The sequence below is a fragment of the Breoghania sp. genome, from assembly GCF_030066895.1.
GTDB lineage: Bacteria > Pseudomonadota > Alphaproteobacteria > Rhizobiales > Stappiaceae > Breoghania.
Genome location: NZ_JASJAV010000029.1, coordinates 152,985 through 178,919, shown reverse-complemented (window position 1 = coordinate 178,919; position 25,935 = coordinate 152,985). Strand labels below are relative to the sequence as shown.

Below are 25,935 nucleotides of genomic sequence, written 5' to 3'. Positions count from 1 at the left end.
GCCGTTGTAGATGCCGACCTTCAGCTTCAGGAGGCCGAAGTGCTTCTTGTCGAAGTCCTCGTTATATCCCTCGCCGTAGGACAGACCGCGCAGAGACCCGTCAAGGGCATAGCCCCAGCCGTGATAGGGACACTGGAACGAGCTGATCTTGCCCCCTTGTCGTGTTCGCACACGGTGGCCGCGCGGTGACGGCAGCGGTTGACCAGAACGTGGATCTCGCCCTTCCGATCACGCGAAATGATGACAGGCTGCAGGCCCACCCATGAACGTTTGAAGCTGCCCTTTTCCGGCACTTCCGACATGTGACCGACCCATACCCAGGTCTTGGAGAAGATCTTCTCCATCTCAAGCTCGAAGAGGTCAGGGTCAGTATACATCTGTGTGGCCACGCGGTCTTCGGACACCAGTTCCGAATAGTCGCAGCCGGTCTTGGTCACGGCGACGTTCATGTTGTTGCTCCTAGTCCGAAAGGCATTTCTTGATGACGGGGGGCCGCTTCACGGATAGCCGGGAGGTGTCAACTGGGCGAACATCGCCGCACCTGCTGACATCCAGGTTCCAAGGTCGAGGAAGGCGTGCTGCGCAACGGCGTTCGCACCCATCAGGCAGCGGTTGAGAACGTGGCCTCTGGTCAGTGCGCGCGTGCCCGCAATGCGGAATGCCATTTGCGCGACCGCCGCCCCCTCGTTTGCGGCATGGCTGGCGGCCATTCGCAGGCGCACGATCTCGTCCTTCTGGACCGCATCGCCCTTGAGAAGGGTTTGCCAGGCGCTCTCCGTCGCCTCGTAGAAAAAGGCGCGAGCGCTTCGAAGACGGGCGTCGGCGACCGCATATTCCGACTGCACATAGGCGCGCGCACCCAGCGTCGACGCCCCGGTGATCGACGGCATTTCCAATGCCTGAGCCTTGACCCAATCAAGCGCCTCGCACGCTGTTCCGAGCCCGACAACGGCAAGAACCTGCGCGGCCAGAGTCATGGCCGGATAGCAGAATACGGGCTCGTCGCGTTGGGCGGGCGCACCGCGCACAAAGGTCCATTCCTCCGGAACGACAATCCCGTCGGCAACGATGTCGTGACTGCCGATCGCGGTCAGACCGACCGTATCCCAGGTGTGCTTGATCGAGATATCCGAGCGCGGCATCACCGCCATGCGCGGCAGACCGCTGGTACCACTTTCATTGACCTTGATGCCCGCCCCGATCAGGGATGCGCCCATGCAACCGGAGCAATAGGGCCACCGCCCCGTAATCTTGAAGCCACCGGGGATCGCGTCCGCCTGCTGCGAGGGGAAGATCGCACCCGCAAAGACGGTATCGGGATTGTCCCCGTAGATCGCCTCGAACATCGCCGAAGGCAGTGCCGCCAGATTAGGTGGAAGAGACGCCGAAACTCGCAGCCCAGCCGGTGGAGGCATCGGCGGCCGAGGTGGTTTCGATGAGTTCGAGAAACTCCATCGGCTCTTCTCATCGCCACCGAAAGCCTTCGGCACGAAAGCGCGATACGCTCCCACGACCTGCAGCTTCTCGACCATGTCGAGAGGGACATAGGTGAGCTTTTCGAATTCGTCGCGACGGTCGCGGATTTCTTCCAGAACGGCAGAAAGCGCCGTCACGGGATCCACCTCTTTTGTCAGGACACTATTGTCCATTGCCATTATCCTCCGCTTGGGCTTGGGTTTCGGAAACGAGAATTCGGGCAAGACCTTCGGCAACGGCGCAGAGAGCTTCGTCTCCTCCCATCCTGCCGACGATCTGTATGCCGGCAGGCAGCCCGTTTGCCGTGGTAATCGGTATGGTGATGGCCGGGTGGCCGCTGAGGTTGAACGGCCGCAGATATGCGGTCAGCGGTATCAGCGCGCGCATGTCCGTCGCGTCCGCAAGTGTCGGCGGAACGACCGGCATGGTCGGCAAAACCAATGCATCAGCGGTCTCGAACGCCGCGTCGATCTCTGCCCTGAGAGCAGAGCGCACCGTCTCTGCGGCCTTGAGCGCATCGCTGGAAAAAGTGTCGGCAGCGGCCAGAATGCGGGCACGGACGGTTTCATCGAGAGCCGTGCTCTGGCGCGCGAGATCGCCGAAACTCTCGGCAACTTCCGCATTGATGACGGTCAGTCCCGCCTCATACGCATCATCGAAAGACGGAAGCCCTATCTCCTCCATCTGAAGAGGCGCGAGCGCCTTGTCGAAGGCATCGGCCATTTCCGGCGAAGGCGGCGTCACGATCCGCTTCAGAACGAATTCCGACCGTGCAGGTAGCGGTTCGAAGGTCGGGTCCATCAGGCTCATGGCCCGGGTCAGCATTTCGGCCGACCGCGCGAATGGGCCGATGCAATCGAGAGAACTTTCCTTTGGAATTGCCCCTTTGCGCGAGATGCGGCCGAAGGTCGGCTTCATGCCGTAAACACCGCAACAGCACGCGGGCATGCGAACGGACCCGCTGGTATCGGCACCAATGGCAAAATCGCAACTCCCGGACGCCATCAGCGCCGCGGACCCCGAAGATGATCCTCCTGGGATCCGGTCTAGCCATTTGGGATTGAGCGGCGTGCCGAGGAAATGATTGACACCCGTCACCCCGAAGGCCAGCTCATGCATGTTGGCGGCACCGATGATGGCGCAACTGCTCTACCGAGAAGGGTGTCGACAACCTCCGCATTCCGGATTTCCGGCTCGGCATCGGCGAAGACCGGCGAACCGCAGCGCGTCGCAAGGCCCTTGATGGCCAGACATTCCTTGATCGCGACGCGTGGGCCGTCCCCACCCAACGAGAGGGCGAGCGACAACGCTGCGTCAGTCTGTTGAACTGACTGAACTTTTGAATTTTCCCTTGCGGTGACACCTGAAACCGTTCGGAATCAAGCTTTTATCTGGTTTTTATTTATAGTAATGATAAATTTATTTTTAACTTTATTCAAGACAAATTCTCACGCTCCTCTGATTTCCATTTCTATTTGAGCACCCGAATATTTTTCGCCGGGCGGCTACATTGAGTTCGGCAGAAGGAGGACTATGGCGGGGAACACGATGATCAGCAGGATCCGCGTGATGTCGATCGCGAGGAAGGGCGCCAGCCCTCGGAAGATTGTCGACAGCCCGACATCGGGAACGACGGCACGCAGAACGAAGGCATTCAGCCCGACCGGCGGCGTGATGTAGCTGATCTCGGTGACGATCACGACGAAGATGCCGAACCAGATGAGGTCGATCCCGTGAGCGGCCACCACCGAATAGAAGATCGCGATGGTGAGCGTGATCATGGCCATGCCCTCGAGAAGGCAACCGAGCACCAGATAGATGAGCATGATGGCGATCAGAATGCCGACGCGGGTATCGCCGAAAACGGTCAGCAGCGACTGGATGTCCTGCATCATGCCGGACATGTTGACGTAGTTCGTGAAGGTCAGGGCGCCGAACAGGATGAAGAACATCATGGCGGATGTCTTGGCGCTTTCGAAAAGCGACATCAGCACGGTCCGCCAGGTGAAGCGCCGCTTGACGAGCACCAGAAGAAAGGTGCCGAAGGCTCCCATCCCGGCACTTTCGGTCGGCGTGAAAACCCCGAAATAGATACCACCCATCACGAAGACGAACAGTGCCGTCGCCCCAAGCGTGCCTTCCATCGCCCGGAACCGTTCGCGAAGAGAAAGCAGCTCTTCGACCGGCAGCTTCTTGCCCGAAAGCTTGAGCGACAGCACGACCACCAGGCAGTAGCACAGGACACTCACCAGTCCCGGAATAATCCCTGCCAGGAACAGCTTACCGATATCCTGCTGAGTCATGATGCCGTAGAGCACCAGAATGATCGACGGCGGGATAAGGATGCCAAGCGTTCCGCCGACGGCGATCGAGGCAGTCGACAGCGAATCCGGATAGCCGAACCGCCGCATGGAGGGCATGGAGATCTTCGCCATGGTCGCCGCCGTCGCCAGCGAGGAACCGCAGACTGAGGAGAAGCCGCCGCTCGCAATCACGGTCGCAATGGCAAGGCCGCCGCGACGGTGACGCATCCAGGCGTTTGCCGCCTCGTACATCTCATGCGCGATACCGGACAATACGACGAAATTGCCCATCATCAGGAAAAGCGGAACGACCGACATCGAGTAGTTCGACGAATTGTCGAAGAAGGTCTGTCCCAACAGCGAAAGAGCCGGCTGGAAACCGATGATGGACGCGGTGCCAACAACACCGACGACCGTCAGCGAGACGGCGATCGGCAACCCCGTCAGCAACAGGCCGAGAAGACAGAGAACGGCGACAGGCCACGTGATCACAGAACCGCCCTCCGTCGTGGAAGGCCCAGGGCCATGAAGGAATTGACGACGGTTACGATTGCGGCGGCCGCAACGGCGATTGCGGCGAACCAGGCGAGTGGTGCGATGGAAATGTGCAACGTGTTCGTGCTCTGACCGTAGCCGGAGAGATCTATGCCCCTCTTCCAGAGCTGCCAGGAAACGACACCCAGAACGCCGGCCGAAACAAGATTGACGAGAAAACCGCACAGCGGCTCCAGGAGCCGCGGAACCCGCGACAGCAGGATGTCCACACAGATGTGGGCATCGTCCAGACTGACGGCGGGCAGACCGAGAAAGATGACCGCGGTCAGCAGCAGCTCGGTCAGCTTCGTTGCGCCCATCAATGGAGAGTTCAACAGGTACCGACCGATGACGTCGATCACCGTGATGCACGTCAGCAGGACGGTGCATGCCACTGCGAAGGTCAGGCGCGCGCGGTGACGCGCCCCCCTTCACGACCAGGTTCCGAGACCTTGCTCATTACTGCGTCGCGGCTCCACCCGACTGGGCGTCGGCAACCATCTCCTCATAGGCTGCCTTGGCATCGATCCCGATCGCCGAAGAGATATCCGCCAGCTTCTTTTCGATAAGCGGATCAAGCTTGGAGCGCAGGAAGTCCAGCTGCTCCGCGCTCGCGGCTGTCAGCTCCACCTTGCCCTTCATCAGCTCGCGCGCTTCGCTGTCGACGCGGTCCCACATCGCGCCTGCGCGCTTGATGAGGAATTCGCCGGTGACGCTTTCGATGGCCGCCTGATCTTCGGCGGAAAGCCCTTCCCACTTGCTTCTTGTTCATCACGATGAACATGGACGTTCTGTACAAGCCGCCGGGAACCGTGAGCCCGTATTTCATCAGGGGCGTCAAGCCGAAGGAATGAATGGACTCGAAGGGAAAGAAGAGACCGTCGGCAATCCCCTGAGACAGAAGCTCGTAAGCTTTGGAAACCGGACCTTCGATCGGCACGCCGCCGACCGCGATGGAGACATCGTGCGCTATGCCGCCGCCGACGCGGACCTTCATGCCGTTGAAGGCGTCGAGAGCCGTCAACGGCTGGCTCTTGGAGAACGCCTCGCCCGGACCGTGGGTGAATACGGCCTAGAACCTTCACCCCGTCATATTCTTTGGCGTTGATCAGGGTTTTGTTGAACGCCTTCCAGTAGGCAAGCGACCGGGCGGTCGTATCGTCGCCGAGGAACGGCATTTCAGCCAGTCCGGAGGTGCGGAAACGGCCAGGCGTATAGTTCTGCACGCCCATTGCAATAGGCGATGCCGTTGGCCACCAGGTCGAACTGACCGGAAGGAGGAGCGAGCGGTACGGCCAGGACCCGAACGGAGACACGACCGTCCGTCGCCGTCTTGATGTCGTCGGTCATGGGCACCAGCACTTCGGACACGAGCGGATGGGCAGGCGGCAGCCAGACCGACATGGTTAGGGCCTGTTCCGCAAGGGCGCTTGTTGCACTCAAGGCAGCCGCGGTAGCGACCGCTGCAATATGACAGAATTTCCGAATATGCTTCACTATCTTTATTCCCTTTCTGGTTTTTCAGGCGAGGTTTATGGTTTTTCAGGTGAGATGTTTTTTGTTTTCAGATGAGGAATCCACGCACAGCGGGAGAGCTCGGGACACAACTCGCCGTTGACCGCAACCGCATCGGCTGCAGTCCGATAAATTCGGAAGTCACAGATCTTTACCCGGCCTTTCAGGCCGCGCGTGAGAGCAACATGTGCGACAAACATCGTTCGAACAGACAAAAGCCTTCCGTTATTGCGCGACATGACGTGACTGAATTTTCGAAGTGTTTTTGGCGTTGTGCAGATTTCTCGAGAGGACTGATGACCCGGTCCGTCTACGCATCCTTTTTGCTGATGGTTATCTGTTCTCGGATTTTTATAATTATGTGAAAATAACCGTAATTTTGATAATTGTCAATATATGCAGTGCAAAATTTTCAAGGCATAATATGAGAATAATCACTTTATTTTTCTCGTTTTTATACCAGCCTCTGTGAACCGGCGTTCGACAAGGCGGCTGCAAATGATATTTTTTCAGCCTCTTTGCTCTCGCTGACTGCACAGACGCCCTCAAAAGGCAAAACAACGATACCAATAAGGGAACATTCGAATGAGCGAACAGACACCTCTCTGCACGCTGTTTTATATTGCAGTGCACAAAAATTTTTCGACCTGACGTTCAGCGATATCAGTCCGATCTGGAAGGGATTTTCCGAATTCCTGAGGGGCGTGGCGGACCTGCCGGGCGTCACCATCCTCGGCACCATGGACGACGATGAAACCATGGTTGGCACATCGCCCGACGCCTTCCCGTGGACGTGCTACATCCTAGCCGATTGTCCTGATCGCAACACGGTCAAGGCCGCCTGCAATATGTTCCGCACGATCGAAGTGGGGGGAATACCGCTTGTGGCGCTACATGCGCATCGAAGCCCGAATGGGCCGCGAGCTGGCTATTCCGGCCCTTTGAGACCGCAGGAGAGTTCAGGCGTCGTCATTGCGGAATTCAGGTTCCGCGATGGCTCGACTGCCAATTGAAACGCAATTCGGGACCGGATGATCAGATCAGTCGCTCGAAGATCTTCTTGAGCACCTGGTTGACCTGTTTCATCTCGTCTTCGCTGATCTCGGAGAAGGTTCGCTCACAGACCCGCTTGGCAGTGTTGGCGGCTCGCAATACCGCTTCGAGGTCGGCATCGGTAAGGCTCACTTCCGTCACCCGGCCATCGCTCGGGCTGATCCAGGTGATCGCCAGGCCTTCGGCGGTCATGCGCTGGACGATCTTGGTCGTTGTGCTGAGCATTCAGAATGCAGAAATCGGCGATTTCGGAGACGCTCAGATATTCATGCTCAGGCAGTGACGACAGAACACGCCAGCGAGAAACATCGAGCCCCTGAGGTTTCAGAAGGCGATCCATCTCAAGCGTGTAGCGGTCGCTGACCCGCGAAATCCAGTAGAACGGCCACTCGAACTTCGATTGGAACGGGAGCGCTGAGCTGTCTGTTTTCGTCATTTGCGTTTCATGAATCGGATGAGGAACGATTTTCGCCGCTGTGAAACAAGCAGTCGGGAAACGCCTCCTTAATTGCACGAACGAGGAAAGGCAAACCTTCTTCGTTCCAAGACACAACATGAAAACGGCGAACGGCAGCGACGCTCCACACAGGAGCCAAACTTTGGGTAAGAATCGACAATGGAACGTATCGTAAGAGAACAGGCCGACAAGGTGAACAGATTGGAGGCGGAAAGTGAAATCCACCGCTTGCAGGCACGCTACATGTTCCTGTGTGACACGCCCTGCCCTGAATTCGGCATCAATGACGATGCCGCCCGTGTCGATGCCATCATGGCGCTCTACAGCGACGATGCGGTTTTGGAAGGGGTCGGCGAATACTATGATTGCCAGTTCGGCAGGTGCGACGGCAAGGCCGCCATTCGCACCCATTTCGAGAAATTCTGGTCACCGGATCGCAAGCCCGCCCTACTCCTCAACGTGCACTACCTCACATCGGAACAGATCCACGTCGATGGAGACACGGCGGAGGGCCAATGGGTGCATTGTCAGCCGTGGATCTTTGACGACGGCTCATCGCTCCTGCGGTCCAGCCGATTGAACAACGCCTTCGTCAAACGAAACGGATTCCTGGCTAATCTCACGGACGCGAACCGAAAACGTCTTCATCGCGCCGTTGAAGGAAGGCTGGGCAACCGATTACCCATCCCGCTCGGTGTTGATGCACCCTTGAGAGGGCCGCGGCAGCAGACGAGCACACACTTCACTGCCATCGCTTCGATCGCGCGGGACGCGAAGACGCCCCGCGTGCCAGACACGCAGGCGCTACGCCTTCCCCCAGCTTTCGAACGCGGTCAGTGAACTTTCACTTTCGAAGCGATTTCCGCAGCCCGGGCCCGCAACTGTTCGATGCTCTTTTCGCCGTGACGGTCATAGGCCAGGGCCACCCCCATTCGGCGATAGGAGCGAGTGGTGGGCTTACCGAAGATCTTGAGATCCGACTGAGGGTAGGCACAGGCGGCTTCAATTCCCGAGTAGTGGGGCTCGCCCTCCTTCTCCGCCAAAATCACGGCACTGACTGCGGGATATCGCTGCTCGATCTCGGGGATCGGCAATCCCAGAAGAGCACGCGCATGCAACTCGAACTCATTGAAATTCTGAGTGCCGGCGAGCGTCACCATACCCGTGTCATGGGGACGGGGGCTGAGTTCCGAAAAATAGACGACATCATCGGAGAGAAAGAACTCGATCCCCCAGATACCGGCCCCGCCAAGTGCCGAGGTTACCTTGGTGGCCATCTCCTGACATTCGCGGAGTTGATCGGAGGAGACGAAGCAGGGCTGCCAGCTCTCCTGATAATCACCGCGCTCCTGCCGATGTCCGATGGGGGCGCAGAACAGGGTTTCTCCCGCTTTCTGCGTGACCGTCAACAGGGTGATCTCGGTGTGGAAGGAAATGAACCCTTCAACGATCATCTCCTTGATATCGCCGCGAGTCCCTTCAAGCGCATAATCAAACGCCGCCTTCATGTCCTCTTCCATCCGGACGACGGATTGCCCCTTGCCCGAACTGGACATCAACGGCTTCACCACGCACGGCAAACCGACCTTTTCGACGGACGCCAGGAATTCATCGTAGGTCGTGGCATAGCCGTAGGGCACAGTGAGCAGGCCCAAATCCTTCGCCGCCAGATCGCGAATGAGTTTGCGGTTCATCGTGAAATTGGCTGCCTTGGCACTGGGCGTGATCTGAATGCCCTGCTCTTCATAGGCGTAGAGGCAGTTAGTACGAATGCTCTCCACCTCCGGCACGATAATCTCAGGCGCATGCTTGGCGACCGCAGCATCGAGAGCATCCGCATCAAGCATCGAAAATATCTCGAAATCATCCGCAACCTGCATTGCGGGCGCTCCGGCATAGGAGTCACAAGCGACGACGGTATGACCGAAACACTTCAACGCGATGACGACTTCCTTTCCAAGTTCTCCCGAACCGAGCAGCATGATTTTCGTCATCGAATCTTTTCCTACGTTGTCGTCCGACGACCTTTTCGCCGATTGCCTCAAAGAACCGTGAAACGACCCCCACCCCGCCGAAACTGCGAATTGAGCGAATCCCCAATGTGCCGGACAGGATACGGCATATCGTGAGCCACTGCCTGCATTGCCTGTCGGATCGCAGATGTTCCACAGACAACCGACGAGCCTCTGACGCAAGCTCGTCGCCAAGGGCCAAGTAAAATTATCTCCGATTTACGACAGCGCATCAGATCATGCCTGTTACCTGCGGACCCCGCACCTTGTCTCATGAATGCGCATCGCGGATTGGAGAATGAAGAAACTCGATTCATCCCGTGAAACAAATAATTAGGATGATATAAATCTGTTTCTCTTCCCTCTATAACCCAAGGTTGATTCCGCAGATCGTCATCTCGCTCTCGACCCGATTAAAATATCAAAGTATACAAATCCCGCGACCCCCCCCCCAGACATGTCGACGCATCCATTTTCTGGCGAGGAATACGCAATTTTAGAGCGAATTTCGATCAGACAATGCTGAATTTCATTCAGCCGCCGATTACGAACACCGGAGAAGCCTTTCAAGGAAAACTGCGAACGATATCAACCGAAATAATCTTCGCGCTCCTTGTCATTCTGATCTTCGCCCTGTTCAAGGAAGCGGCACACGACCTTGCACGCGCAGGTTCATGGCAAGGCCTGATTATCCCGCTCATCACCCTCGCGATTTGCGCGGTCACGCCCGGGCCGATCGCATCCGCAGCCGCTCCTTCACCGAACATCGTCATCCGGGTCATCGGATTGCTGCTCGGACTCTATGCGGTCCTTGCAGTCGTGACCTACCCTTCAGACATTTCCCGATCGGCCGATTTTCTCGAGATTGCACTCCGGATCGCATCCTATCTGGCCCTTCTGTTCTCAATCCTCTCATTCTGGCGACCGGCGCTGGTCATGGTGCCCGTAGCGGTAGTTATGGCGAAGAAGGGGGCAGCCGCACATCTGTTCGGCATTCAGATCTCGCCGACGGATTATATTCCGCTCGTAGAGATGGCCATTTTCCTCGGCCTCGGCCTTTCTCTTCTTGGCGGAGGCACGATTGCAAAACTACGCGCACGCATTCCTGCGGCGTACCAGATCGAAATCCGAGATGCGACGCTCCTTCTGTTCATGATGGGTGTAGCAGCTCACTTTTCGAACTACTTCTTCTCCGGCCTGCAAAAGATCATGCTGGACGGCGGCCCACTATTCTGGGTGCGCGAAAATCCAACCGACCTACTGAGCATCAACGCTTGGGTCGAAGGATCATTCCCGTTCGCACAATGGCCAGAATTTGCCTTGTTCAGCGTGACGGCAGCAGGTCTCCTCGTTCCGATCATCAACTCGACGATCCTGATCGGCCAGCTCGCATCGGTTGTTTTCATCACGCGCCGCGCCACCATGATCGCGGTGACCCTGTTTTACAACCTCACACATCTGATCATATTTCTTCTGACGGGCATCTTTTTCTGGAAGTGGATCGTTCTCAATCTTGCTCTTGTCGCTGCAATGCGGAAATTGCCGAAACGGGTAGAACACGGAACCATCGTCATTCTCGCCGTCATCGTCACTATCATGGCGCCACACGTCTTCACCATCGCCCGGCTCGGCTGGTATGACACTCCCGCTCTGGTCAGCTCGCAACTCTTCGCGGTGACCTCCGAAGGGTAGGAGATCCGCGTTCCCTCGAATTTCTTCGGTACGGTTTCAGTCACCGCCGCACAGGGCAGGTTGGGACGGCCCGAAACCGGCCAGTTCCCGACAGTCACCTGGGGTACGACCCAACGCGTTGACGAATTCCACGAGGCCATGGACGATTGCCGCTTCCCCGCGGATGCAAAACAGCATTTCCAGCGCCAACCAGCCGAGATAGTGCCGTCATACAACTGCTCCATGCCTACATGCTGGAGCGTTTCGAAGTCGACGGCACCTATCGCTACGATCTCTATCCGCACCACATCTGGTCCAATCCGTTTCTGTTTTCCGAATTTGCAAGCCTCGCCCCCGACCGGATTGATCACGATGTCTACCGAACGACCTCAGAATGCGTACGCTTGGGAGAAACAGAACCGGAGATGGATGTGCGCGCGTCATCGGAATTCTCGATTCCAACGGCATTGGGCGCGTCACCAGGAATGACCGAAAGCAGTCCAAAATGAGCGGAATAGAGATCATCTACGATGGAGGATGCACGTTCTGCAGCCGTTATGTGACCATGACACAACTGCGCGACGCTATCGGAACGGTGGAACTGATTGACGCCCGATCGGATCACCCATTCGTCGCCAAGGTGCGAGCTCAAGGTTACGACCTGAACGAGGGCATGCTGGCGCGTTACAAAGGCCGCGAGTATTTCGGGGCTGACTGCCTGCACCTACTCTCGATGCTCTCAAGTCGCAGCGGTCTTGACAATCGTCTGATGAGCACGGTTATGGCCCATCGCCCGCTTGCCGTCACGCTGTACCCTGCCTTGCGCTTAGGACGGAACATGACGCTCCGACTGCTCGGCAGGCAGCCCATCTCCTGATATTCGGCACTTTCCGGGGACAAGCCGACCAATACGGCCAAGCAGGCTCGCAACGAAACACAGGGCCGCCTAAAGTGCCGTGCATACTGCAGTGGAATTTCGACGATACATCGTGGCTGCAGATGAGAACCGCCTGCGCATTCCATTGAATTGCATTAAGTGGACACGATGGCCCCGATCAAAAAGAAGTACGCAAAATGGCGACTGAAGCTGATCCGGCGTCTGCGGCCACGGACATTCACGGTCCACGGCGTATGCCTGCCGACGGATCCGGCCTACGTGCCCAACTATGTGAGTAATCTCGTCTATGAAGGGCGCTACGAACGGTCTGAGGCAGCCATCTGCAAAGCGGAACTCTCTCATCGTGACCAGGTGCTGGAACTGGGCGGCGGCATCGGCTTCATGGGCATGCTTTGCGCGCAGATCTGCGGTTCCGACAACGTCACGACCTATGAGACGAACCCGGATCTGGAGCGAGTGATCCGCAAGACGCACGAACTCAACGGCGTCTCGCCGACGCTCTGCATGCATGCGATCTCCAGAGAGGGCAGCGAGCTGACCTTCTTTCGAGACGACAACATCATTTCCTCCGGCTTGATCGATCGGAGTTTCGGCGGGGAAACCACTGTGAGCGCCAGAGCGATCGCCGATGTTCTGGCAGAGATCCGCCCGACCGCACTTGTCTGCGATATCGAAGGAGCGGAGATCGATGTCCTGGCCGATGTGGACTTGTCCGGCATAGACAAGATCATCATCGAACTTCACCCGAAGATCGTCGGAAACGAGGCTAACGATGCGCTCGTGACATCGTTTGAGGAGCGCGGCTTCGAGATGGCAGGAGGAGAGACGAAGAAAGTCGCTCTCTTCAAGTGCCGCATGGGCTGATCAGAACGTCATCGCTTCACTCGGCGGCAACGGAAACAACCCGATCCAGCCACGTGTCCAGATAGGAAATGGCCCGGACCCGGTCTCGCGACGGACGCTTGTCCCGTTTCAATCTTTTGCGCCACCCCGCAGCTAGAATCGACTCGCTCCGAGGTTCCCGGCCGACTCCCAGTAGTTCCATTTCGTTGACATCCTTCAGGCTGAAGCCACGCCTGGGCTCCTGCAACAGGTGTGAGAGTTGCCGGCGTCGGAGGATTTCGCGCAAGGCCGCCTTGGGCTCACGGTCGAATTCCGGACAGACCGGAGCAGAAATCCCGAATTCCACGATCCAGTGATCGAGCAACGGCGGGCAAACCTCAAGACTTGCAGCCATTCCGGTGCGGTCGATCTTCGGACAGATCGCATCCGCGCAGAATGTCATGAGATCGATCCGCTGAAAACGGCGCTTCAACGGCAAATCGAGAGCGTCATGTTGCTCCAATATGGAATCGACGAGTTCGTTTACCCGCGTTGCCGAAACCCCTTGGACAAGATCTGCCGCCTCTTCCGGCGCAAAGGCCGACGCGATCCGGCGCAAATTGCGGTGAAGCGGAGAACGCGCTGCAAAGCTCTGCAATGCAGATCATTTTCGCAACCATCCTCGGATGGATTTCTTCCGCGTTTCGACAAGCGGTGCATCGAGATTGTCGTACCATTTGTAGCCGCCGAAGGCTTCCTCTCCACCGTCGCCAGACAACATCACCTTGTAGCGTTGGGCCGCGAGTTCAGAGACAACAGCCTGTGTGATCACAGCGGAATAGGCGATCGGCCCATCAAGCGCAGCTAGCGCGCGATCGAAATAGGCGCGGGAATTGTCTTCTCCCATCGCAAGCGATGTCCATTCCAGATTGAGAGCTGCAGCCGTTCGACCGGCAACGACGGCTTCATCATCAACTGACCCCGGAAAGCCGATTGTAACAGCGGAAAGATACGTTCGCGCCGCAGCCACCTTGGCGGATGACGCAATGAGACTGGAATCGATCCCCGCGGACAGAAAGATCCCGACAGGGACATCAGACAGCAGATGTGTTTCGACAATTGTGTCGATCAGCTCCTCCAACCGGTCGAGAGAATGCTCGCCATTGCCGGTTGCCTCGGGTGCAAACCAATAGGAGCGCGCGGCTCATTCGAGCCGCCGAGCGACCACGTGAGCACATGCGCAGCAGGAAGTTTTGAGATCCCCTGCCAAATGGATCAAGGCGAGGGAACATAGCCAAACACGAAGTAGAGTGCAGCGGCTTCAGGATCGAGTCCGCTTCCAAGCCCTAAGGCATTGATAACACAGGCGCCTGAGGCAAAAGCGATGCCATGCGGACCTTTCGCATAAAATAGCGGCTTCATGCCGGTACGATCCCGCGCAAGGAACAGCGAGCCGGTTTGCTTATCCCAGATGCCAAAGGCAAACATGCCTTGCAGCCGGTCCACGACGGCCTCGCCCCACTCCGCAAATCCGTTGACGATCACCTCGGTATCACAAGTGGAGCGGAAACGGCGTCCGGTCTGCACGCAAACCGACGGAATTGTAGATTTCGCCGTTGTACGTGATCGCATAACGACCGCAGTCTGACCACATCGGCTGGCGCCCGGCATCGCTGAGATCGATGATCGACAGACGCCGTTATCCCAACCAGGCACTGCGCACTCTAGTCCATCCATCTCAATGGGGATCACAGAATCCCCGGCCACATCGGGCCCTCGTGCCACCATGAGATCCCGCGCGCGCCGCAAATCCTGCAGGCAATCGGGGTCGGTTGCGCAAACAGAGCCGACTCTACCCGAAATGCCAATTATTTCGCACACTTCGCTATTCCAATTCGGCTCAAGTCAGGAAGTTTTATTCGGGCATTACATCAGCCATAAATGCTGCCGCAGCGTGATGCAATCAGGATCGCGCGGATAAAATCGTTCGGATCAATCCAGCCTTCCTGAGGCTTTGCAAACCGGTGAAACGCGTTGACCTTGAACAGGTCAGTGGCTTGTCGATCACTTTGTGAAATTCCGACGCGTAATGCTTGTAGTGGGCCCCCGCCTGCACGTGTTGTCCACGCTCCGCGAAATAGGCAGACCTATGATGGAAGTCGTCATGATACTTGAAGTGCAGCAACGTGACGATATCCGGTGCCATCGCAAGAAAAGACTTGAGACGGTGAACGCCTGAAGAGAACTGGTATCCCTTGCGCCACTTCAGGAGCGCGACCTTGCTCATGTTGGGAAGCCCAGGTCCCTGCTTGTTTCGGTTGATCCGCTTACGCGTCATGCTATCGAGCTTTCTTCTGAACCGGCCAGCGCTTTGCTTACGCCGAAGATTAAAAAGAATATCCGGATCAGGAAATGATTGATCAGACTGTCAAAGCGCGACGCCTGATCGTGGAAAACACGCTCCCGCGCGCCCCCGCGCACATGCACCGCAGGAGTTGCGAATTCGCGAAGTTGTGCCGGAGTGTAGAGTTCCATCCGGTAATTTCCGACATCGAAGAAGGGGGCCGCCTCGATCATCGAAGATCCCACCTCGTAGCGGAGTTCGCTGAGCGGACAATCCGGGTACATGTCCACCATGATGGAGAGCAAGCCCTCGAACCCCGCCTTGTCCACATCACGAAGGTACTCCGGCAGGCTGACCTCCGGCCAACCAGGATAGATGAGGAGTTCATCGACATCAATGAAGAGGCACCAACGCCCGTCAAGATATCGGTCCGCCACCAGACGTCGCCAGATGGATTTATAGGACGAATAGGGCTTCGCGGATGGCAACCGAACCACGCTCGGATCCGCATCAAGAATCTCCGCGCTTCCGTCATCGAAGGAGTTGTCGATAACGATGAAACGACCGACGCCTGCCGCTTTGTGATGAGCAAGAAAATCCGGCAGGCGCAGCGCCTCGTTATGACACAAGACGACGGCAGTGACGTCAGCCGGCGCTATTTTGGGAGCAACATCAAAATTGAAAGCCTCGCAAAATTCGCGAGCCGCTTCATCCGAGTATTCACCTGTTTTCAAATCGACGTTTTGCGCACTCATGACGCGCCAAAGTCCCTAAAATAAAAAAGTGGTTGGATTGGTGTATTTTCAATCTATATAGCGCATCATTTGTGAAAGGTCGACTTAATATTCCGTAGCGTTCCCAACCCAATATACGCGAATTTCAGGTAAAATATTCTGCTACAGTATATTATAATTAAATATTTTAAATATTTATTTACTTCGCCATTCGCATTCAAGCCGTGCGCAATATGCCCTCATGCGAGACGAGCCTAAGGAATTCCAGCCCCCTCCCGAAGGACACTTGATTATGGCGATATGGAAGCTGCCCCCACCCCACACTTCCTTCAAACGCTAAACGCATTCAGGGAACCTGCGAGAGAAGCGGACCTATCTCCGTCGCATTTCCGCCGACTGCGAATAAAACCAGGTTCAGCCTCAGCAAGTGCTTGGCCAGATAGACGGGCTTGCCGTTTCGGCTGAGTACGGTCGTCAGACTGGTTACCGGATCGTCCGGACGGGAACGCGAAAATCCCGTTCGAGATCCGCCGCCTGAAGAGGTCGCGGCAAGCCGCCAGAGCGTCGGAGCGCATCTTGATCGAAACTGGGGCCCGAGCGCCGCCAGAAGCGTCTCTCCGCCTGCCGTCGCCTCACGACCAATACTCCCGATATAGGACGCCGACGCCACATCGGTGACCGGAACGACCTCCAGCGCCGAGGCAACGGGTTCTGTTCCGAGAGAAAACAGGCTTTCCCGACACACTAGCTCAACCTCGTTCCTCGACAGTTCCAGCAAGGCGGAACTCCAGGCGGTCGGCACGATCAACTCCGTCCGGATGACGCGGACGGAGATCCGGTCGCCGGCATACAGCATGTCTTCCAGCGGCGCGTTGAATGCGGACGGACGGGAAGATGGCATGGCAAGCTGGCGTCGGCGCGGGTCGATGCCGCGCTCGATAATCCCATCCTCTTCCAGAAGACGAAGCGCCTCGCGCAAAACCGTTCTGCTCACACCCAGTTCGGCGGAGAGCTCCAGTTCCGGGGGAATCAGATCGCCGGGCTTACCCTGTTTGCGCAACGCATCGACCAGTTGGTCGTACACCTGAACCTAAAGAGGACGCCGGTCGCGAAGCGGCCGGACGCGGAGCTGTTGTTCTTCTGCCATTTCCGTCTTCCTACAGCTCCAATCCGCCCACAGCTCAAATCTGCAAGCCCCGGCCCGCAAGCACCCTCACGCCCCGAAGCCCATCGGGGAACGCCCGACTCGCAAGGGGCGGCGGGTTGCAAGGACGATGCGGCACAATCCACCGCCGTGCAACCCGCACCATCCCGCCCGATCAGTCGAACGCGCTCGCCTCAAATCGATCTGCCACACTATTATCTATGGTGTGAACATGATTGAAGCCGAATGAAACGCGGGTCTCGGATTGCTGCACTGCAATAGACCCATAAACAACATCACCGACACACGGAGACAAACCATGCAGAGAACGACACTTGGAGAACGCGGACCTGACGTGTCACAGTTCGGTTTCGGGACCATGTCGCTTCTAACCGCAAAGGACGGCAGCGCGGCTACCCGACTGGTCGACCAGGCACTCGAAGCTGGCATCAATCTCATCGACACGGCCGATGTCTACGACAACGGAGCCGTGAAAGAGGCGCTCGGAGAGACCCTGAAGGGACGCCGCGACAGCGTCGTTCTGGCAACCAAGCTGGGCCTGCCGATGAGCGGCGAGCTCCAGAAGTCCGGCGGTTCGCGGTGCTGGATGGTGAAGGCCGTCGAAGACAGCCTCCGCAGGCTGAAGGCCGACTATATCGATCTCTACCAGCTCCATAGACCCGATCCGAAAACCCCGATCGAGGAAACGGTCGCAGCCTCCGACGAACTTGTTCAAGCGGGCAAGATCCGCTTCGCCGGATCCTCCGTTTTCCCGGCAGAACTGATTGTCGAGGCACAATGGGCGGCGGAAAAGGCAACGGAGAGCGGGCTCGTCAGCGAGCAAGCGCCCTATTCCATTTTCGTGCGCGGCATCGAACGATCCGTCCTGCCGACCTGCCGCAAATACGGCTTGGGCACGCTGGTCTGGAGCCCGCTAAACGGTGGCTGGCTGACCGGGAAATACCGCGTCGGGCAACCCGTGCCGTAAGAATCGCGCGCAGCCAGCGGCAACCCCTTCGTCAAAGCGGATGACGAACGCAAGCTGGCGCTGGTTGAAAAGCTCGTCGCCCTTGCCGGCGAAGCGGGATTGACCCTGTCGCAAATGAGCTTGGCCTGATGTCTGGAGCATCCGGACGTTACGTCCGTCCTGCTGGGGCCGCGAACCTCGGAACAGCTTGACCAGCTCCTCCTCGCCGACGACATAACCCTGCCGACCGATCTGCTTGACGCGATCGATACCGCCGTCGCTCCGGGCGACAATGTGGACCCGCGAAATGCCGGTTGGGTTTCTCCCGCCCTGCAGCCGGAACACCGCCAGACCCCGCACACATCCGCGTAAAATTCCCGGACATCTCGCCCGCCTCCCGCCAGCGCCCCTCCCTCCAGAACCGCCCGGAAAATCAACGCCAGAACTGCAAATTGCAGCATTGCAAAATTTATTGTTGGACAATGAATATTTTGTACGATTAAATTCTGTATGAGTTTTTGGGCGCTTTGAGGTAGCGGCAACCCCGGTCAGACGAATGGAAAAGGGAAGCGATGCCGTCCAACTCACCCGCCCCGAAACTGGCTGTCGCGGGGTCGTTCAGCATCGACAGCATCCTGGCGCCGGATGAACGTTACGTCATCAACAAGGTGGGCGGGAACGCCCTTTGGTCGTCCCTGGGGGGCCCTGACCTGCGGCTCGACACAGCGCGTTCTCACGGTGGTGGGAAACGACTATCCCGAAACCGTGCTCGACGTGCTGACGGACGCAGGGCTTGACGTTTCGGCCGTGAAGCGGATCGACCGCTCGCACCCGGTGCGCGTGACCTTCGCGCATATTCCCGACGGTTCGCGCATACAGCCGGTCCCCGCATATATGATCGAGCATCAGCCCGCCGCCGTGCGCGCCGCCTTCGTGGACACGACCAGCCAGCCGGACGTCCTTCCGCTGGGTGCCCCGACCGCCGACGACATCCCTGCCGACTAGCTCGACGAAATCGACTTCTGGCATCTCCCGCTGCTGCCGCTAACGAAGCATCGCGATCTGGTGGGGCGTCCCGCCGGGCGGGCCGCCTTTGTCCAGTCGGATTACCCGGCCCGATCGGATCTTCTGATCTCGCCCTTCGCCAAGCTGGAAGAGACCCTGCCGGAACTCGACGTTTTCCTGCCCAGCACATCCGACTTCGACGTCATCACACCGGGGGAGCCGCTCGAAAGCATCTTCCGGGATCTGTGTGCAGCCGGGGTCAGAACGGTCGTCTTCAAGGCGGGGGCCGATGGCGTGCTTGTCCAGATCGGCAATGAACTCTGGCAGGTGCCTGCCTATTCGGGCGACGTGATCGACCCGACCGGAGCGGGTGACGCATTCTGCGGCGGCTTTCTGGCCGAATGGTCTATCACCGGCGACCTGATCGAGGCCGCAGCGCTTGGCTCAGCGGCAACCTCCTTTGCCGTCGCCACCGCAGATCCGCTCCATCTGGCCGGGGTGGGTCCGGAACAGACACGCAGCCGCGCACGGGATCTGCACGCCCGGGTGCGCAAGGTGGGGGATCTCGCTCCCGCTCTCGCGCGCTCGCATGCGGCGGCGTCCTTCCCGAAGAACGGCTTTGCAAATTGATGGAGTGCCTCATGCAGAAAATGACGATCGGCGTGATCGGCCGCAGCTCCCCTCCCGGTGAAAGCCTGCCTACCGTCATTCTGGACGCGGCCTATGAAGTCGGCCGACACATCGCCGAAGCAGGCGCAGTTCTTGTGGGAGGCGGCACCGGCGGCGTGATGGAAGCATCATTCAAAGGAGCCTGCGAGAACGGCGGCCTGACCGCCGGCTTTCTCCCCTACGCCGACAAGGCCAAGGCCAACCCTTACGTCTCGCTCGCCTTCCCGACGGGGATGGGTACCATTCGCAACATCCTGACGGCGCGCAGTTGCGACAGCGTGATCATGATCGGCGGCGGTGTCGGCACCCTCAACGAGGTCACCATCGCCTACGATTCCGGGGTGCTGGTGACCGTGCTCGAAGGGACGACCGGCTGGGTCGATCGCTTGCGCGCTTCTCTGGATGAGGGGTGCTGGATGGACCAGCGCAGGGTCGTGCCGCTGTCTTTGCCCAAACCCCCGCGGCGGTCGTGGCGGACGCCGTGAAGCGCGCAAGCGAACCACGGCGTGGAACGAGACTTGAAGCCTTCACCGGAGCTGCCGGTCAATGAGCAGTTTCGTCGAACAAAAAGACTGAAAAACGCGATTTCCTTCCAGAACCAGGGTCAAGATGCCATGCCAATCAGGACGAAAGAAAAGCCAGTATTCTCTCACCGTTCGAGCACCGTGACGCGGTCGCTCGCCCTATTGATGCTCATACTCGGCACCGCCACTTCGGCCTCCACCTAGGGATACGTATAGTCGATGGTGACCAATCAGGCCGACCTGGGCGATCAGGGGTTTAATGATCTTGCCAAACTTGGCGTGGAGACGAGTGCCAAGGAACTTGGTGGCAAGCCGCTGGTCATCCAGTCTGCCAACCAGTCCCAGTTTGTGCCGAGCCTCCAGCAGGCAATCGATCAGGGCTCAACGGTCACTACCGGCGTCGGCTTCGGTATCCGCGATGCGCTGACCCAGGTCGCCACTTCCAACCCGCAAGCGCGGTTCACGCTGATCGACGCCCTTGCCCTCGACAAGGACAAGAAGCCGCTCGCCAACGTGGCGAGCGTCACCTTCCGCGAACATGAAGCGGCATTCCTTACAGGCATCGTGGCTGCCATGACCACTGAAGGCACGCGCGTCGACTTCATCGGCGGGATGGAAACGCCGCCGGTCATCCGCTTCCTGTCCGGCTTTGAGGCGAGCCTGCACTACGTCAATCCGGATATCGAGATTTCTATCGCCTATGTCGGCTCCTTCACCGAGCCGGCCAAGGCCAAGCAACTCGCGCTCAGCATCTACGATCTTGACGCCGACCTGATCATGGACGTTGCAGGCGGCGGTGGGCGCGGCATCTTCGACGCGGCCAAGAGCATGGGCAAAGATTACTGGGTGATCGGTGTCGACACCTGCAAGGGCCAGTTCGCGCCCGACAATTTCCTCACCTCCGCAGTCAAGGAGGTGGCGGGCGCCGTCGTTCTTGAAAACACGAAGGCCGCCGAAGGCACGTTCGAGGGTGGCACGATCAGCCTCGGCCTGAAGGAAAAGGCCGTCGGCCTGTGCCCCGACAACATCGACACGCTATCCGCCGAGATCATGGCAAAAGTCGAAACCGCGACCGCGGCCATTCTGGACGGATCAATCGTCGTCCCGAGCAATGAAGAAGACGCAAAAGCCTTCAAGGTGACAGCTCAGTAAAGCGCCCCGGGCTGCGAGGCTAACATGACCACAACAGACGCTCTGCGGCCCGCTTTCACACCGGCAACCATCCGGCTGTCCGGTGTGAGCAAGACCTTCGGCCCGGTAAAGGCCAATCGCTCCATCGACCTCACCGTTCAAAGCGGATCAACACACGGCTTACTCGGTGAGAACGGCGCCGGCAAGTCGACCTTGATGAAGATCCTTTTCGGGATGATCCATCCCGACGCCGGACAGATCGAAATCGGCGGCAAGACCCTCACCCTCAATCCTCCGCCGATGCGCTGAAGGCGGGGATCGGCATGGTTCAGCAGCACTTCAGCCTGATCGGTAAGCTCACGGTTGCGGAAAACCTGATCCTCGGCCGGGGCCCCTTAGGTTTCGCCGGGCGCTGGCTCCGCAAGCTCGATCTGGAAACCGCCAGCCGCAAGGCGATGGATCTTTCGGCAAGGCTCGGTTTCGGCATCGATCCCCATGCCCGCTGCTAGACGCTTTCCGTCGGCGCACGGCAGAAAGTCGAAATCCTGAAAGCCCTTTGGGGCGGCGCAACCACGCTCGTTCTGGACGAACCCACTGCCGCCCTGTCTCCTCCCGATGCCAACGAACTCTACGCGCTTTTGGAAAATCTTCGCCGCGGAGGCACGACAATCGTCCTGATCAGCCACAAGATGCCGAAGATCATGCGCCTGTGCGATCGAGTGACCGTGTTGCGCGACGGCGCGGTCGCCGGTGAGACGGAAGTTCCAAAGTCTTTCGAGACGGCGAAACAGCGACACGACCTGGAAGCGCTGCTCGTCAGGCTGATGATCGGCCGCAACAGGCCGGAAGTCCCCACACGCTCCACGCACGTTCATCCCACGGCCCTCTCCGTCCGCAAGCTGAGCAACGGCGAGAGGTTCGGCCCGATCGATCTCGATGTTCGCGGCGGCGAGATCGTTGCGATCGTCGGTGTGGAAGGCAACGGCCAATCGGAATTCACCGAATTGCTGATCGGCCTGAGGAAGGCAACCGCGGGCGGCGTCGCACTCGACAGCCACGACATAACCGACATGACGACAAAAGAGCACTTTCGGTGCGGGATCGCGCATATTCCCGAAGACCGCCACCGGCTGGCGGTCACGGACGGAATGAGCCTCATCGACAACGCCTCCATCGGCTTAATCGACGGAGCGCCGTTCGCGCCGACGCCCTTCTGGCTGTCGCGCCGCAAGCGGGCGCGCTTCGCAGCCAGCATCGTCAAGCGCCACAACGTGTGCGGCTCTTCCGTTAAAGCTCCCGTGACGAAAGCTCCCGTGACGAGCCTGTCCGGCGACAACCAGCAAAAGCTCGTCGTAGGCAGGGAACTTGCCCGTTCCCCGCGCCTGATGATCCCCGCCCAGTCGACGCGCGGCCTCGATATCGGTTCCACCGCTGCCGTCCATGAAGCTCTGATCGGGCTGCGCGACAATGGAGGAGCAGTCCTCCTCCTGAGCCTCGACCTTACCGAGGTCTTCATCATTGCGGACAGGATCGGAAGCTGGATGTCCGGCGTCGAGCAGGAGGCCCTGGCATGAACATGAACACACCCTCCCCCTGGCCGATGTGCCGACCGATGCCCGCCAGTTGCGCATGGATCCGGCGATCATGGCGCAGGCCCTGTACGGATACGAAGACGAGACGGATCGGCGGGATTTCCTGCGTCGCCTGATCGCGCATTTCCATGCGATGTCCGGTAGCGTCAGCGGGCAGGTTCTGACCTTCGCCTTGACAATCGCAACCGCGCTTCTCGCCTCCGTTCCGCTCATCTGGCTGGCGGGATCAGATCTCGCTCTGACAGCGTGCGCCCTGTTCGGCGGCGCGCTGGGCAGCGGCCCGGCCATCGCGGAAATGATGGTTCAGATGATCCCGCTGCTGATCGCGGGTCTTGCGGTTGCGGTCGCCTTTCACGCCAGCCTGTTCAATATCGGGGTTGAGGGGCAACTTCTCTTCGGCGAACTCGTTGCCGGTGTCGTCGGCGCAAAGCTCGATCTGCCCCCCCACCGCGCTGATGGTGGCCTGCCTGCTGGCGGGCATGACCGGAGGAGCAGCCTTTGCCCTCATACTGGCCCTTCTCAAGGCCTATCGCGGGGCGCACGAGGTGGTGACGACCATCATGATGAACTTCGTCGCAATCGCCGTATCCGAATATACGGTCGCGCCCACCGCCCCCTTCATCGCCGCCGATCAGCCAGCCGCCAAGGACAAGGTGCCGGAAGGAACCCAGCTACCGATCATCTGGGACGGAACAAGGCTTCACGCAGGACTGCTCATCGCGCTTGCCTCAGTCGACATCGTTACCTGGATACTTTATCGAACGCCCGCCGGTTTCCGCCATCGACTCATGGGAGCCAACCAGGGGGCCACGCGCAAGCGGCATTCACGTGGAGAGAGTGACGATCATCGCTCTCCTCTCCTCAGGCGCCCTCGCAGGGCTTGCCGGTGCAGTTCAGGTTCTGGGCGTATGGCCGCTTCTACGTAGGCTTTTCGCCCGGATACGGCTACGACGCGATTGCCATCGCACTGCTCGGCGCACTGTCGCCCATCGGCATGATTGCATCGGCGTTCTTCTTCGCCGTTCTCCATGCCGGTTCCGTTCCCTTGCAGGCGATTGCGGAAATCAGCCGCGAGATGGTGGGGGTGGTTTCCGGGCTGGTCGTCGCCTTCGTCGCGCCCCAACCGGCCATCGGAAGAGGGCTATCACACATCAGGTCCGTGCGTACGGCACGCTGCCTTTCAGGCAGCTCATCCGATCCGAAATCCGCAATCCGGGCCGAGTCCAGCCGGGAGATGACCCCATGAGCCCACCTTCTGACGATTTCAATGGTCATTAGTGCCCTGCACCTGGCCCTGTCGATCATGATGCCCATGCTCGGCGGATTGATCAGCGAACACAGTGGCGTGCTGAACATCGGCCTCGAAGGCATGATGCTGATCGGCGCCTTTGCAGCCGTTCTGGTCACCTATTTCACCGGCAACCCCTGGTTCGGACTTGTCGGAGCGCTCGTTTCGGACGTCCTGTCGGGCAGTACGCTCGCCTTGCTGTCGGTCACCTTGCGCGGCGATCAGGTAGTCGCGTCGGCTCCGCTGAACCTGATCGGCGCGGGTCTGACGGCCGCCCTCATCACCGTGATCTGGAACGTCGACGGCCTGACGCCGAGCGTGCCGAAGATCCCCACGATCATCGTGCCGTTCCTATCCGAACTGCCAACGGTCGGGAGGATCTTCCGCTCCCTGAGCCTCATCGATTATGTCTGCATCGCGCTGATCTTCGCGGTCTGATGGGTGCTGTTCCGCACCGATGCGGGCCTGCGCCTTCGCGCCTGCGGAGAGTCTGCAAAATCCGCCGACGCTGCGGGAATTCCCGTGATCCGCACCCGATTTCTCACCGTGATGATGTCAGGCGTCTTCGGTGCGCTGGGCGGCGCCTACCTGTCGATCGTCACGCTCGACATGTTCCAAGCATCCATAACCCAGGGACGCGGGTTCCTCGCGCTTGCCGCGATGGTGTTCGGCAAATGGCGGGTGTGGCCAGGCGCGGCGGCTTGCCTTCGGCTTTGCCGATGCGATCGCGCTACGCGCGCAGATCCTCTGGCGCGACATCCCCCACGAGTTGCTCATCGCCCTGCCCTACCTGCTGGCGCTCTTCGTAATGGTGACCTTTGTCGGCCGCACCTCCGGCCCTGCAGGTATCGGTAAACCCTGCGGCAGAGAGGCGCCTTCCAGATGTTTCGGATAGGGGATCGGCACTTCGGCAGAGCACACCCGCCCGACCGGTGCATCGAAATGCCAGAAGACCTGCTCGCCGATCCGCGCCGCGATCTCGGCCGAAAGCGAGCCGGTGCGCCAATCCTCGTCAACGATCACCACGCGACGGGTGCGGGCGGGCGAGCCCATGATCGTGGCACCGTCCAGTGGCCTCAGCACGCGCAGATCGATGACCTCCGCCTCGATCCCCTCGCCCGCCAGAGCCTCGGCAGCCTCCAGCGTCTTTAAGAGAGACCCGCCATAAGTGATCAGGCTGATATCCCTGCCCGGCCGCCGGATTGCCGCTGTGTCGATTTCCACCGCCCCGGCATTGGCCGCAAGCTTGCCCGTCATGTTGTAGAGCATGACGTTCTCGAAGATCAGCACTGGATCCGGATCCTGAAACGCGCTCCAGAGCATCCCGCGCGCATCTTCAAGCGTTGCTGGGGCAAGAACCTTAATTCCGGGAATGTGCGCGTACAGACCTTCCAGCGAATGCGAATGCTGCGCCGCAAGCTGCTTGCCCACACCGGTCGCCATTCGGATGACCAGAGGAACGGCGAACTGACCGCCGGACATGTGCCGGATGGTTGCGGCCGTATTCATGATCTGGTCGAGCACCAAAAGTGAGAAGTTCACCGTCATCAGTTCAACGATTGGCCGCATCCCGGCTGCAGCGGCCCCGATCCCCGCCCCGGTGAAACCGGATTCCGATAGCGGCGTATCCCGAATGCGTTCCTCGCCGGATTCCTCCATCAACCCCTTTGAGACCGCATAGCAACTGCCATAGGCCCCGACATCTTCGCCCATCAGGAAAACTCGGTCATCGCGCTTCATTGCATCGCGGATCGCCTGTTTCACCGCCTCGCGATAAGTCATCTCGACCGTCTTGG

The 25,935-nt window shown here is 59.0% G+C and carries 35 protein-coding genes and 1 pseudogene; 18 read left to right on the top strand and 18 right to left on the bottom strand.

Annotated features, from left to right (window positions below; translation table 11 throughout):
• Positions 1–26: 26 nt before the first annotated feature.
• The 6 genes from QNJ43_RS22660 to QNJ43_RS22635 all read right to left on the bottom strand — a co-directional run bounded on the left by QNJ43_RS22660 (position 27) and on the right by QNJ43_RS22635 (position 4,991).
• Positions 27–449, bottom strand: coding sequence for a Rieske 2Fe-2S domain-containing protein (locus QNJ43_RS22660; RefSeq protein ID WP_300473351.1), 423 nt, complete (start codon positions 447–449; stop codon positions 27–29).
• Positions 450–497: 48 nt separating this feature from the next.
• The gene (locus QNJ43_RS22655; RefSeq protein WP_300473348.1) at positions 498–1,649 is read right to left on the bottom strand and encodes a flavin-dependent monooxygenase; all 1,152 of its coding nucleotides are present in this window, start codon (positions 1,647–1,649) and stop codon (positions 498–500) included.
• Positions 1,639–2,595 carry an amidase gene (locus QNJ43_RS22650; protein ID WP_300473346.1) on the bottom strand — a complete coding sequence of 319 codons (957 nt, stop codon included), beginning with the start codon at positions 2,593–2,595 and terminating at the stop codon, positions 1,639–1,641. Before QNJ43_RS22650 ends, QNJ43_RS22655 begins: the two co-directional genes overlap by 11 nt.
• A 386-nt stretch (positions 2,596–2,981) precedes the next feature.
• Positions 2,982–4,271: a TRAP transporter large permease gene (locus QNJ43_RS22645; RefSeq protein WP_300473344.1), complete on the bottom strand. Its 1,290-nt coding sequence runs from the start codon at positions 4,269–4,271 to the stop codon at positions 2,982–2,984.
• Complete coding sequence (locus QNJ43_RS22640) at positions 4,268–4,708, bottom strand: TRAP transporter small permease (RefSeq protein ID WP_300473341.1); 441 nt, start codon at positions 4,706–4,708, stop codon at positions 4,268–4,270. Before QNJ43_RS22640 ends, QNJ43_RS22645 begins: the two co-directional genes overlap by 4 nt.
• 64 nt (positions 4,709–4,772) lie before the next feature.
• Positions 4,773–4,991 (bottom strand): hypothetical protein, encoded by a 219-nt coding sequence (locus tag QNJ43_RS22635; RefSeq protein WP_300473339.1) that lies wholly within the window; start codon positions 4,989–4,991, stop codon positions 4,773–4,775.
• Positions 4,992–5,163: 172 nt separating this feature from the next.
• Here QNJ43_RS22635 and QNJ43_RS22630 point away from each other — a divergent pair, with 172 nt between their 5' ends.
• Entirely contained in the window at positions 5,164–5,421 is a 258-nt protein-coding gene (locus tag QNJ43_RS22630; RefSeq protein ID WP_300473337.1) for a hypothetical protein, read from the top strand.
• Between the two features lie 71 nt (positions 5,422–5,492).
• Here QNJ43_RS22630 and QNJ43_RS22625 read toward each other — a convergent pair whose 3' ends face one another.
• A complete protein-coding gene (locus QNJ43_RS22625; RefSeq protein WP_300473334.1) occupies positions 5,493–5,756 on the bottom strand; it encodes a hypothetical protein in 264 nt (87 codons plus the stop codon).
• A gap of 590 nt (positions 5,757–6,346) precedes the next feature.
• Here QNJ43_RS22625 and QNJ43_RS22620 point away from each other — a divergent pair.
• Positions 6,347–6,841, top strand: coding sequence for a hypothetical protein (locus QNJ43_RS22620; protein WP_300473332.1), 495 nt, complete (start codon positions 6,347–6,349; stop codon positions 6,839–6,841).
• A 22-nt stretch (positions 6,842–6,863) separates the two neighbouring features.
• On the opposite strand, the gene QNJ43_RS22615 is transcribed toward QNJ43_RS22620, so the two are convergent.
• Positions 6,864–7,106: a MarR family winged helix-turn-helix transcriptional regulator gene (locus QNJ43_RS22615; protein ID WP_300473329.1), complete on the bottom strand. Its 243-nt coding sequence runs from the start codon at positions 7,104–7,106 to the stop codon at positions 6,864–6,866.
• Positions 7,107–7,497: 391 nt separating this feature from the next.
• Here QNJ43_RS22615 and QNJ43_RS22610 point away from each other — a divergent pair, with 391 nt between their 5' ends.
• Positions 7,498–8,178, top strand: coding sequence for a nuclear transport factor 2 family protein (locus QNJ43_RS22610; protein WP_300473327.1), 681 nt, complete (start codon positions 7,498–7,500; stop codon positions 8,176–8,178).
• Here the strand turns inward: QNJ43_RS22610 and purT are convergent.
• Complete coding sequence (purT, locus tag QNJ43_RS22605) at positions 8,172–9,332, bottom strand: formate-dependent phosphoribosylglycinamide formyltransferase (RefSeq protein WP_300473325.1); 1,161 nt, start codon at positions 9,330–9,332, stop codon at positions 8,172–8,174. The two genes, QNJ43_RS22610 and purT, sit on opposite strands and share 7 nt — an antisense overlap.
• Positions 9,333–9,869: 537 nt before the next feature.
• Between purT and QNJ43_RS22600 the strand changes: the two genes are divergently transcribed.
• The 4 genes from QNJ43_RS22600 to QNJ43_RS22585 all read left to right on the top strand — a co-directional run bounded on the left by QNJ43_RS22600 (position 9,870) and on the right by QNJ43_RS22585 (position 12,783).
• Entirely contained in the window at positions 9,870–11,042 is a 1,173-nt protein-coding gene (locus tag QNJ43_RS22600) for a hypothetical protein (protein WP_300473322.1), read from the top strand.
• Between the two features lie 230 nt (positions 11,043–11,272).
• A complete protein-coding gene (locus QNJ43_RS22595; RefSeq protein ID WP_300473319.1) occupies positions 11,273–11,530 on the top strand; it encodes a hypothetical protein in 258 nt (85 codons plus the stop codon).
• Positions 11,527–11,898 carry a DCC1-like thiol-disulfide oxidoreductase family protein gene (locus tag QNJ43_RS22590; RefSeq protein WP_300473317.1) on the top strand — a complete coding sequence of 124 codons (372 nt, stop codon included), beginning with the start codon at positions 11,527–11,529 and terminating at the stop codon, positions 11,896–11,898. Before QNJ43_RS22595 ends, QNJ43_RS22590 begins: the two co-directional genes overlap by 4 nt.
• Positions 11,899–12,066: 168 nt before the next feature.
• Positions 12,067–12,783: an FkbM family methyltransferase gene (locus tag QNJ43_RS22585; protein WP_300473315.1), complete on the top strand. Its 717-nt coding sequence runs from the start codon at positions 12,067–12,069 to the stop codon at positions 12,781–12,783.
• A gap of 16 nt (positions 12,784–12,799) precedes the next feature.
• Here QNJ43_RS22585 and QNJ43_RS27665 read toward each other — a convergent pair whose 3' ends face one another.
• The 6 genes from QNJ43_RS27665 to QNJ43_RS22560 all read right to left on the bottom strand — a co-directional run bounded on the left by QNJ43_RS27665 (position 12,800) and on the right by QNJ43_RS22560 (position 16,903).
• Positions 12,800–13,399, bottom strand: coding sequence for an asparagine synthase-related protein (locus QNJ43_RS27665; RefSeq protein WP_346433102.1), 600 nt, complete (start codon positions 13,397–13,399; stop codon positions 12,800–12,802).
• Between the two features lie 6 nt (positions 13,400–13,405).
• Positions 13,406–13,882 (bottom strand): asparagine synthase C-terminal domain-containing protein, encoded by a 477-nt coding sequence (locus QNJ43_RS27660; protein WP_346433101.1) that lies wholly within the window; start codon positions 13,880–13,882, stop codon positions 13,406–13,408.
• 134 nt (positions 13,883–14,016) lie between these two features.
• On the bottom strand, positions 14,017–14,412 hold the full coding sequence (locus QNJ43_RS22575; RefSeq protein ID WP_300473312.1) for a hypothetical protein: 396 nt from the start codon (positions 14,410–14,412) through the stop codon (positions 14,017–14,019).
• 292 nt (positions 14,413–14,704) lie between these two features.
• A complete protein-coding gene (locus QNJ43_RS22570; RefSeq protein ID WP_300473309.1) occupies positions 14,705–15,079 on the bottom strand; it encodes a hypothetical protein in 375 nt (124 codons plus the stop codon).
• Positions 15,076–15,840 (bottom strand): glycosyltransferase family 2 protein, encoded by a 765-nt coding sequence (locus tag QNJ43_RS22565; RefSeq protein ID WP_300473307.1) that lies wholly within the window; start codon positions 15,838–15,840, stop codon positions 15,076–15,078. The genes QNJ43_RS22570 and QNJ43_RS22565 overlap by 4 nt, the downstream gene beginning before the upstream one ends.
• A 325-nt stretch (positions 15,841–16,165) precedes the next feature.
• Positions 16,166–16,903 carry a GntR family transcriptional regulator gene (locus QNJ43_RS22560; protein ID WP_300473304.1) on the bottom strand — a complete coding sequence of 246 codons (738 nt, stop codon included), beginning with the start codon at positions 16,901–16,903 and terminating at the stop codon, positions 16,166–16,168.
• A gap of 439 nt (positions 16,904–17,342) precedes the next feature.
• Between QNJ43_RS22560 and QNJ43_RS22555 the strand changes: the two genes are divergently transcribed.
• The gene (locus tag QNJ43_RS22555; protein ID WP_300473301.1) at positions 17,343–17,951 is read left to right on the top strand and encodes an aldo/keto reductase; all 609 of its coding nucleotides are present in this window, start codon (positions 17,343–17,345) and stop codon (positions 17,949–17,951) included.
• On the opposite strand, the gene QNJ43_RS22550 is transcribed toward QNJ43_RS22555, so the two are convergent.
• Complete coding sequence (locus QNJ43_RS22550) at positions 17,898–18,275, bottom strand: hypothetical protein (protein ID WP_300473298.1); 378 nt, start codon at positions 18,273–18,275, stop codon at positions 17,898–17,900. The genes QNJ43_RS22555 and QNJ43_RS22550 overlap by 54 nt on opposite strands.
• A gap of 300 nt (positions 18,276–18,575) precedes the next feature.
• Here QNJ43_RS22550 and QNJ43_RS22545 point away from each other — a divergent pair, with 300 nt between their 5' ends.
• The 7 genes from QNJ43_RS22545 to QNJ43_RS22515 all read left to right on the top strand — a co-directional run bounded on the left by QNJ43_RS22545 (position 18,576) and on the right by QNJ43_RS22515 (position 22,833).
• Entirely contained in the window at positions 18,576–18,935 is a 360-nt protein-coding gene (locus QNJ43_RS22545) for a hypothetical protein (protein ID WP_300473296.1), read from the top strand.
• Positions 18,936–18,995: 60 nt separating this feature from the next.
• Entirely contained in the window at positions 18,996–19,565 is a 570-nt protein-coding gene (locus tag QNJ43_RS22540) for a PfkB family carbohydrate kinase (RefSeq protein ID WP_300473295.1), read from the top strand.
• Between the two features lie 11 nt (positions 19,566–19,576).
• Positions 19,577–20,089 carry a TIGR00725 family protein gene (locus tag QNJ43_RS22535; protein ID WP_300473292.1) on the top strand — a complete coding sequence of 171 codons (513 nt, stop codon included), beginning with the start codon at positions 19,577–19,579 and terminating at the stop codon, positions 20,087–20,089.
• Positions 20,090–20,347: 258 nt separating this feature from the next.
• Positions 20,348–21,280, top strand: coding sequence for a BMP family ABC transporter substrate-binding protein (locus tag QNJ43_RS22530; protein ID WP_300473290.1), 933 nt, complete (start codon positions 20,348–20,350; stop codon positions 21,278–21,280).
• Positions 21,281–21,304: 24 nt separating this feature from the next.
• Positions 21,305–21,568, top strand: coding sequence for an ATP-binding cassette domain-containing protein (locus tag QNJ43_RS22525; RefSeq protein ID WP_300473287.1), 264 nt, complete (start codon positions 21,305–21,307; stop codon positions 21,566–21,568).
• A 14-nt stretch (positions 21,569–21,582) separates the two neighbouring features.
• Positions 21,583–21,768 carry a hypothetical protein gene (locus QNJ43_RS22520; RefSeq protein ID WP_300473285.1) on the top strand — a complete coding sequence of 62 codons (186 nt, stop codon included), beginning with the start codon at positions 21,583–21,585 and terminating at the stop codon, positions 21,766–21,768.
• A gap of 129 nt (positions 21,769–21,897) precedes the next feature.
• Positions 21,898–22,833, top strand: coding sequence for an ATP-binding cassette domain-containing protein (locus QNJ43_RS22515; protein WP_300473282.1), 936 nt, complete (start codon positions 21,898–21,900; stop codon positions 22,831–22,833).
• Positions 22,834–23,077: 244 nt separating this feature from the next.
• On the opposite strand, the gene QNJ43_RS22510 is transcribed toward QNJ43_RS22515, so the two are convergent.
• Positions 23,078–23,299 (bottom strand): hypothetical protein, encoded by a 222-nt coding sequence (locus tag QNJ43_RS22510; protein ID WP_300473279.1) that lies wholly within the window; start codon positions 23,297–23,299, stop codon positions 23,078–23,080.
• A 7-nt stretch (positions 23,300–23,306) separates the two neighbouring features.
• Here QNJ43_RS22510 and QNJ43_RS22505 point away from each other — a divergent pair, with 7 nt between their 5' ends.
• The 3 genes and pseudogenes from QNJ43_RS22505 (at position 23,307) to QNJ43_RS22495 (ending at position 24,994) form a co-directional block, all read left to right on the top strand.
• Positions 23,307–23,777 carry a hypothetical protein gene (locus QNJ43_RS22505; RefSeq protein ID WP_300473276.1) on the top strand — a complete coding sequence of 157 codons (471 nt, stop codon included), beginning with the start codon at positions 23,307–23,309 and terminating at the stop codon, positions 23,775–23,777.
• A complete protein-coding gene (locus tag QNJ43_RS22500) occupies positions 23,738–24,097 on the top strand; it encodes a hypothetical protein (RefSeq protein WP_300473273.1) in 360 nt (119 codons plus the stop codon). The genes QNJ43_RS22505 and QNJ43_RS22500 overlap by 40 nt, the downstream gene beginning before the upstream one ends.
• 21 nt (positions 24,098–24,118) lie before the next feature.
• Positions 24,119–24,994: pseudogene (locus tag QNJ43_RS22495) on the top strand (ABC transporter permease).
• Here QNJ43_RS22495 and QNJ43_RS22490 read toward each other — a convergent pair.
• A complete protein-coding gene (locus tag QNJ43_RS22490) occupies positions 24,926–25,921 on the bottom strand; it encodes a pyruvate dehydrogenase complex E1 component subunit beta (protein WP_300473427.1) in 996 nt (331 codons plus the stop codon). The pseudogene QNJ43_RS22495 and the gene QNJ43_RS22490 overlap by 69 nt on opposite strands.
• Positions 25,922–25,935 lie beyond the last annotated feature (14 nt).

What these genes read in the sequence shown, in the direction of transcription:
- QNJ43_RS22650 (WP_300473346.1), bottom strand. Translation starts at nt 2,595, where the DNA reads ATGCATGAGCTGGCCTTCGGGGTGACGGGTGTCAATCATTTCCTCGGC.
- QNJ43_RS22555 (WP_300473301.1), top strand. Translation starts at nt 17,343, where the DNA reads ATGTCGCTTCTAACCGCAAAGGACGGCAGCGCGGCTACCCGACTGGTC.
- QNJ43_RS22590 (WP_300473317.1), top strand. Translation starts at nt 11,527, where the DNA reads ATGAGCGGAATAGAGATCATCTACGATGGAGGATGCACGTTCTGCAGC.
- QNJ43_RS22575 (WP_300473312.1), bottom strand. Translation starts at nt 14,412, where the DNA reads ATGCCGGGCGCCAGCCGATGTGGTCAGACTGCGGTCGTTATGCGATCA.
- QNJ43_RS22520 (WP_300473285.1), top strand. Translation starts at nt 21,583, where the DNA reads ATGGTTCAGCAGCACTTCAGCCTGATCGGTAAGCTCACGGTTGCGGAA.
- QNJ43_RS22535 (WP_300473292.1), top strand. Translation starts at nt 19,577, where the DNA reads ATGCAGAAAATGACGATCGGCGTGATCGGCCGCAGCTCCCCTCCCGGT.
- QNJ43_RS22655 (WP_300473348.1), bottom strand. Translation starts at nt 1,649, where the DNA reads ATGGACAATAGTGTCCTGACAAAAGAGGTGGATCCCGTGACGGCGCTT.
- QNJ43_RS22615 (WP_300473329.1), bottom strand. Translation starts at nt 7,106, where the DNA reads ATGCTCAGCACAACGACCAAGATCGTCCAGCGCATGACCGCCGAAGGC.
- QNJ43_RS22600 (WP_300473322.1), top strand. Translation starts at nt 9,870, where the DNA reads ATGCTGAATTTCATTCAGCCGCCGATTACGAACACCGGAGAAGCCTTT.
- QNJ43_RS22660 (WP_300473351.1), bottom strand. Translation starts at nt 449, where the DNA reads ATGAACGTCGCCGTGACCAAGACCGGCTGCGACTATTCGGAACTGGTG.
- QNJ43_RS22610 (WP_300473327.1), top strand. Translation starts at nt 7,498, where the DNA reads ATGGAACGTATCGTAAGAGAACAGGCCGACAAGGTGAACAGATTGGAG.
- QNJ43_RS22545 (WP_300473296.1), top strand. Translation starts at nt 18,576, where the DNA reads ATGAACGTTACGTCATCAACAAGGTGGGCGGGAACGCCCTTTGGTCGT.
- QNJ43_RS22525 (WP_300473287.1), top strand. Translation starts at nt 21,305, where the DNA reads ATGACCACAACAGACGCTCTGCGGCCCGCTTTCACACCGGCAACCATC.
- QNJ43_RS22595 (WP_300473319.1), top strand. Translation starts at nt 11,273, where the DNA reads ATGCTGGAGCGTTTCGAAGTCGACGGCACCTATCGCTACGATCTCTAT.
- QNJ43_RS22490 (WP_300473427.1), bottom strand. Translation starts at nt 25,921, where the DNA reads ATGACTTATCGCGAGGCGGTGAAACAGGCGATCCGCGATGCAATGAAG.
- QNJ43_RS22530 (WP_300473290.1), top strand. Translation starts at nt 20,348, where the DNA reads ATGGTGACCAATCAGGCCGACCTGGGCGATCAGGGGTTTAATGATCTT.
- QNJ43_RS22565 (WP_300473307.1), bottom strand. Translation starts at nt 15,840, where the DNA reads ATGAGTGCGCAAAACGTCGATTTGAAAACAGGTGAATACTCGGATGAA.
- purT (WP_300473325.1), bottom strand. Translation starts at nt 9,332, where the DNA reads ATGACGAAAATCATGCTGCTCGGTTCGGGAGAACTTGGAAAGGAAGTC.
- QNJ43_RS22570 (WP_300473309.1), bottom strand. Translation starts at nt 15,079, where the DNA reads ATGACGCGTAAGCGGATCAACCGAAACAAGCAGGGACCTGGGCTTCCC.
- QNJ43_RS22630 (WP_300473337.1), top strand. Translation starts at nt 5,164, where the DNA reads ATGAATGGACTCGAAGGGAAAGAAGAGACCGTCGGCAATCCCCTGAGA.
- QNJ43_RS22635 (WP_300473339.1), bottom strand. Translation starts at nt 4,991, where the DNA reads ATGTGGGACCGCGTCGACAGCGAAGCGCGCGAGCTGATGAAGGGCAAG.
- QNJ43_RS22585 (WP_300473315.1), top strand. Translation starts at nt 12,067, where the DNA reads ATGGCCCCGATCAAAAAGAAGTACGCAAAATGGCGACTGAAGCTGATC.
- QNJ43_RS22505 (WP_300473276.1), top strand. Translation starts at nt 23,307, where the DNA reads ATGGTGGCCTGCCTGCTGGCGGGCATGACCGGAGGAGCAGCCTTTGCC.